At 69.0% G+C, this 5,519-nt stretch carries 6 protein-coding genes; all 6 read right to left on the bottom strand.

The genetic code is table 11. The features are described from left to right. Positions 1–380: 380 nt before the first annotated feature. On the bottom strand, positions 381–1,715 hold the full coding sequence (locus AC3EVP_RS36655) for a cytochrome P450 (protein ID WP_435138052.1): 1,335 nt from the start codon (positions 1,713–1,715) through the stop codon (positions 381–383). After that, positions 1,712–2,314 carry a GTP-binding protein gene (locus AC3EVP_RS36660; RefSeq protein ID WP_435138055.1) on the bottom strand — a complete coding sequence of 201 codons (603 nt, stop codon included), beginning with the start codon at positions 2,312–2,314 and terminating at the stop codon, positions 1,712–1,714. Before AC3EVP_RS36660 ends, AC3EVP_RS36655 begins: the two co-directional genes overlap by 4 nt. Next, a complete protein-coding gene (locus AC3EVP_RS36665) occupies positions 2,289–2,660 on the bottom strand; it encodes a DUF742 domain-containing protein (protein ID WP_335970325.1) in 372 nt (123 codons plus the stop codon). The genes AC3EVP_RS36660 and AC3EVP_RS36665 overlap by 26 nt, the downstream gene beginning before the upstream one ends. Continuing rightward, the gene (locus tag AC3EVP_RS36670; RefSeq protein ID WP_335970324.1) at positions 2,657–3,058 is read right to left on the bottom strand and encodes a roadblock/LC7 domain-containing protein; all 402 of its coding nucleotides are present in this window, start codon (positions 3,056–3,058) and stop codon (positions 2,657–2,659) included. Before AC3EVP_RS36670 ends, AC3EVP_RS36665 begins: the two co-directional genes overlap by 4 nt. Further along, positions 3,055–4,218: an ATP-binding protein gene (locus AC3EVP_RS36675; RefSeq protein WP_435138059.1), complete on the bottom strand. Its 1,164-nt coding sequence runs from the start codon at positions 4,216–4,218 to the stop codon at positions 3,055–3,057. The genes AC3EVP_RS36670 and AC3EVP_RS36675 overlap by 4 nt, the downstream gene beginning before the upstream one ends. A gap of 576 nt (positions 4,219–4,794) precedes the next feature. Further along, a complete protein-coding gene (locus AC3EVP_RS36680) occupies positions 4,795–5,370 on the bottom strand; it encodes a TerD family protein (RefSeq protein WP_335970321.1) in 576 nt (191 codons plus the stop codon). Positions 5,371–5,519: the final 149 nt, after the last annotated feature.

Consider the following 5,519-nt stretch of genomic DNA (forward strand, 5'->3'; position numbering starts at 1 on the left):
TGCGCCGCCTCCCGTGCCCGTGTGCGCCGGGCGCACTTCTCGGCGGGCGAAAAGATACCCGCCCCGAGGGGCGGGTTCGGCGGGCGGAGCGGCACCCGGTGGGCAGGGCGGGTCGGACAGGCGGTCGGGCAGTCGATCGAGAGGGGAATAAACGTTCGACAGATCCGAATAACCGCCGAGCGAGCGGGGTACCACTAAGCCAGCAGGTCGCGACGGGGCGGGCGGATCGGCGGCAGCAGGCACGGTAACAACTCCTTTAGTCCTGGCCAACGATTTTCGCCCAGGTGACTACCCCTCCGCTCCGGCGATCATGTGGGTTGCGGGCATATGCACACCGTGACCTGAATCACGCATGCCTTTCGGCCAGCAATTTGGCGGGTTCACACCTTCCACCACGCCAGGAAGGAGCTCCACAGCCCCTTCTGCTGCTTGCCCTGCTGCGCCTGACCCGCGGCCGCGGCCGCCGGCCTGGCCTGCGCCGCGGACCGCGACTCCCTCGGCGTGACCGGGTCGAACCGGGCCGGCAGCGTGGCCAGCGCGCGGTTGAACGGACCGGGACGCCAGGTCAGGCTGTCCACCGGCACCGCCAGCTCGATGTCCGGCAGCTCGTTGAGCAGGTTCTCGATGGCCGCGATCGTGATCAGCTGCGCCGGGTCCTTGGCCGGGCAGCCGTGCGGGCCGGTGCTCCACGCCAGGTGGGCGCGCTTGCTCAGCAGCTGGCGCGAACCGGACAGCGCCGGGTCGGTGTTGGCCGCCGCGAAGCTCACCAGCACCAGTTCACCCGCGTCGATCCGGCGCCCGGCGAACTCGATGTCGGCCACCGGGTAGTGGGGCGCGTAGTTGGACATCGGCGGGTTGTTCCACAGCACCTCGTCGATCGCGTCCTCGACCAGCAGCCCGCCGTCGGAGTAGCGGTCGTCGGAGAGGATCAGGCACAGGCTGTTGCCGATGAGGTTGCGCAGCGGCTCCACGCCCGAGCCCAGCAGCAGGATGAGCTGGTGGACCATCTCCTCGTCGCTGAGCTTCGCCGGGTGCTGCATCAGCCAGGAGGTGATGTCCTCGCCCGGCTGCGCCCGCCGCAGGGCGACCAACTCGGAGACGGACTGGACCAGCACCTCGTTGGCCTTCTCGGCGTTGACGCCGTCGAAGATGCCGGTGATGCCGAAGATGACCCGGTCGCCGATGTCCGCGGGGCAGCCGAACAGCTCGCTGAAGAAGAGGATCGGGACCATCTTGGCGTAGTCGTTGAGCAGGTCGACCGCGCCGCGGGTGCTGAACTGGCCGACCAGGTAGCGGGAGACGCGGTCCACGTTCCGCTTCAGCTGGTGGCTGTCGACCCTGGCTATCGTGTCGGTGACCGCCTGGCGCAGCCGCAGGTGGTCGGCGCCGTCGGTGAACATGCAGTTCGGCCGGTAGGCGAGCAGCGGCACCACGGGGCTGTTCGGGGGGACCTTGCCCTCGTTGAAGGCCCGCCAGCGGCGCGAGTCCTTGCGGAAGGTGTCGGGGTCCTGGAGGAGTTGCAGCGCGGCCGAGTAGTCGGTGACGAGCGTGGCGTCCACGCCCGGCGCCAGCTCGACCGGCGCGGTCGGACCGAAGTTCCGCATCCAGGCGTAGTACGAGTCCGGGTCCGCCTGGAACTCGGGTCCGTACAGGGGCACTCGGCCGTGGGCGGGGCAGCCGGGCGGCGGAGAGGGGAAGCCTTGGTCGGTACTCACGTCGTGCTCCTAGTGGTACGCGTCTGGAGATACCGGACCAGGGCGATCAATGCGTCGGCGGATGACTTCTGGTCGCGGGCATCACAGGTGACGATGGGGGTTTCTGGCAGGAGGTCGAGCGCGTCGCGCAGTTCGTCGTCGGGACGCATCGGCGTGTCGTCGAAGTGGTTGACGGAAATCGCGTAGGGCAGTCCGTACTGTTCCACCAGGTCGATAACAGGGAAAGACTCCTTCAGGCGTTCCGGGTCGACCAGGATCAGCGCGCCGAGCGCGCCGCGGGTCATGTCCTCCCACACCTGGACGAAGCGTTCCTGCCCCGGGGTGCCGAAGAGGTAGAGCACCAGGTGCTCGCTCAGCGTGATACGGCCGAAGTCCATCGCCACCGTGGTCGTGGTCTTCCCCCGCACCCCCTTGAGGTCGTCGACCAAGGCCCCCGCCTGGGTCATCCGCTCCTCGGTGCGCAGCGGGGGAATCTCGGACATGGTGCCGATGAACGTCGTCTTTCCGACCGCGAAGTGCCCCACGACCAGGATCTTGGCCGCGGTCTTCACTGCTCCGTCGAGATAGACGCCATCAGCCGAATCGGGCCTGGAGCCCATTCAGCACCTCCTGCAGGAGCGATACGTCGGCGAGTTGGGCCCGAGGCACCGGCGGCCGTACGACGAGGTAGCCCTCCGACGCGAGGTCGGACAGCAGCACCTTGACGATGCCGATCGGGAGCTTCATGTGCCCGGCTATCTCGGCCACCGAGAGCATTCCGCCGCCGCACAGGTCGAGGACGCTGTGCTTCTCCGGGTCGAGATGGACGGGGCGCGGCTGGTCGGACGCGGTGACGAGCGTGATCAGGTTGAACTTGTCGTCGGCCGGCAGCCCGCGCCCGTTGGTGATGACATACGGACGCACTAAATCCGTGGACTGCGCCAACGGCTCTTCCGCATGGTTCATACCTGGGTACTCGTGTTTTCGCGAGGCGGCGCGGTCAGGACCTTGCCGAGTTGGCCGACGAGCTGCTGCATCCGGAAGGTGATCGACGCCATGTCGACGTCCGGCGCGGAGGAGACGGCGAGGTAGGCACCCGCGCCGGCGGAGATGAGGAAGACCCAGCCGCCGTCGAACTCCACCAGCGTCTGCCGCCAGGTCATCTGCCCGTCGCCGGCGAAGGCGCCCATCGTCCGGCTCAGCGACTGGATGCCGCTCATCGCCGCGGCAACGGTGTCAGCCTCGTCCTTGCGGACGTGCTGCGAGCGGGCCATCAGCAGCCCGTCCGCGGAGATCAGGACGGCGTGGCGTGCCCCGGGGACCTCCAGGGCACTCTCAAGCATCCATGACAGGTCGTTGTTCACTGCGATTCATGCCCTTCCCTGTTTGCGGAGCGCCCGGACTGAGTACCGAGCTGGAAGGCGCCCATGATCGAAGCGGCTTCCTCGTTGGTCCGGGTGGGAGGCGCGGCGGGGGCGTCCACACTCGGCACGATGGAGATGGAGCCCTTGCGGCTCCTTCTCGGCAGGCCGCCGGGCGTCGACGTGGCGGAACGCTCCACCGGTGCGCCGGGTCCGGCAACCACCCCGTTGGGTGCGGGTGCAGATACAGGTGCTTGTGCGGGCACGGAGGTGCGGGAGGCGGGGGGCTCTTTCGGCTCGGGCATGTTCGTCAGAAGCTCCTCGGGAAGAAGCACCACCGCACGTACGCCGCCATAGGGGGAGGAGGAGTCGACGGACACGTTGAAGCCGTACCGCTGGGCGAGCACGCCGATCACCGCGAAGCCGAACTGCGGCGGGTTGCCCAGACCGGCGATACCGGTCTGGCCCTGGCCCGACAGCAGCTGGTCGGCGCGCGCCTTCTCCTCCTCGTTCATACCGACACCGGCATCGTCGATGATGATGCAGACACCCTTGGGCACAGTGCGCGTGGTGATGTCGATCGGGGTGTCGGGGGCCGAGTAACTGGTCGCGTTGTCCAGCAGTTCGGCCAGGGCCAGCGCCACCGGCTCGACCGCACGGCCGGTCAGGGCGAAGTTGGTCTGCGACCGGATCTCCACCCGGGTGTAGTGCCGGATGCGGCCCTTGGCGCTGCGCACCACGTCGTAGACCGAGGCGGCGACCCGCTGCCGGCCGAGCCATCCGTCGCAGAGCACGGCGATGGACTGGGCGCGCCGGCCGAACTGCGAGTTCATGTGGTCGATCTCCAGGAGGTCCTGGAGGACGTGGTGCTCGCCGAACTTCTCCTGGGCCTTGGAGATGCTGACCTGCTGCTCGTTGGCCAGGCCCTGGAGCGTCCGCATGGAGGACTTCAGCGCGCTCTTGGTGGCCTCCTCGGCGCGGACCCGGGCCTCCCGCACCGACTCGGAGTAGCCGCCCTCGAGTTCCGCGTAGCGGTTCTCCAACTCGGCCTTCTCGGCCCGCAGTCTGGCTCGGGCCCGGCGGCCGCGGATGATGACGGTCGCGGCGGACGGGGCGCCGACGATCAGAGCCCAGAGCGCTGGATCCTGTATGTAATGCGTCATGAGACTCTCTTCAAGCGACTAGACGACCACCAGGGACGGAAAGGGGCTGCGTCTTGGCGTCCGGGAGTACTGATGTGCGCGGGCGCCCGGTCGGTACCCGCGCGACCCGGGGCGTCGCACGCGCCTTGCCGGCGGCAGCGCAGATGCGTCGGCACCACGAGGATCGCCCTTATGCCCGACTGCGGCATGGTGCTCCTCGGTGTGGTGGACCCTCTCGAACCGATCGCCGTCTGTCCTGCACGCTCATTGGCTAGCCTGGCAAGCGGGGCGATCGTACCACCATGATCAGACACGGCGACGGCAAGTGCCGCTGGTACGTGAAATTCTGACGTCACGTCAGTACAATGCGCCGCCGCAATTGCGGCCATTGGCCCGGCGGGGCCGCCGCTTTGCCCGGATGCGTGCCCCGTGGGGCGCGGCGGACGGGCGTGACGAAAGGTGCGCGAGGGCCCAAGTGCCCCGCCCGCTCACACGTTTGTGAACGTATGGAGAAGATCGTGGCCCGGTCGCCGGGAGGGGCGACCGGGCCACGGGGCTCGTTCGGTGGGGCGCCGGGATCGGGCGCCGCCGTACGGCTCAGACGTTGACGCCGAAGTCCGAGGCGATACCGGCCAGACCGGACGCGTAGCCCTGGCCGATGGCGCGGAACTTCCACTCCGTGCCGTGCCGGTACAGCTCGCCGAAGACCATCGCGGTCTCGGTGGAGGCGTCCTCGGTCAGGTCGTAGCGGGCCAGCTCGCGGCCGTCGGCCTGGTTGACGATCCGGATGAAGGCGTTGCGGACCTGGCCGAAGCTCTGGCCGCGGCCCTCGGCCTCGTAGATGGAGACCGGGAAGACGATCTTCTCCACCTGGGGCGCCACGCCGGCGAGGTTCACCTTGATCTGCTCGTCGTCGCCGTCGCCGCCGCCGGTGAGGTTGTCACCGCTGTGCTCCACCGAGCGGTCCGGGCTGGCCAGGTTGTTGAAGAAGACGAAGTGCTGGTCCGACAGCACCTTCCCGGCGCCGTCGCACAGCAGCGCCGAGGCGTCCAGGTCGTAGTCGGCACCGGTGGTGGTGCGCACGTCCCAGCCCAGCCCGACCGTGACCGCGGTCAGCCCGGGCGCCTCCTTGCTCAGCGAGACGTTGCCGCCCTTGGAAAGAGTCACGCCCACGAACTACCTCCGGTTGTCCTCGTGGCTTCAGCGTTCGGTCACCTGCCGTTCCCGACGCCGCGGGGGGGCGGCACGGTTCCCGGGGGGGGGGGGGGGGGGGGGGGGGGGGGGGGGGGGGGGGGGGGGGGGGGGGGGGGGGGGGGGGGTTG

Source organism: Actinacidiphila sp. bgisy144, assembly GCF_057708105.1.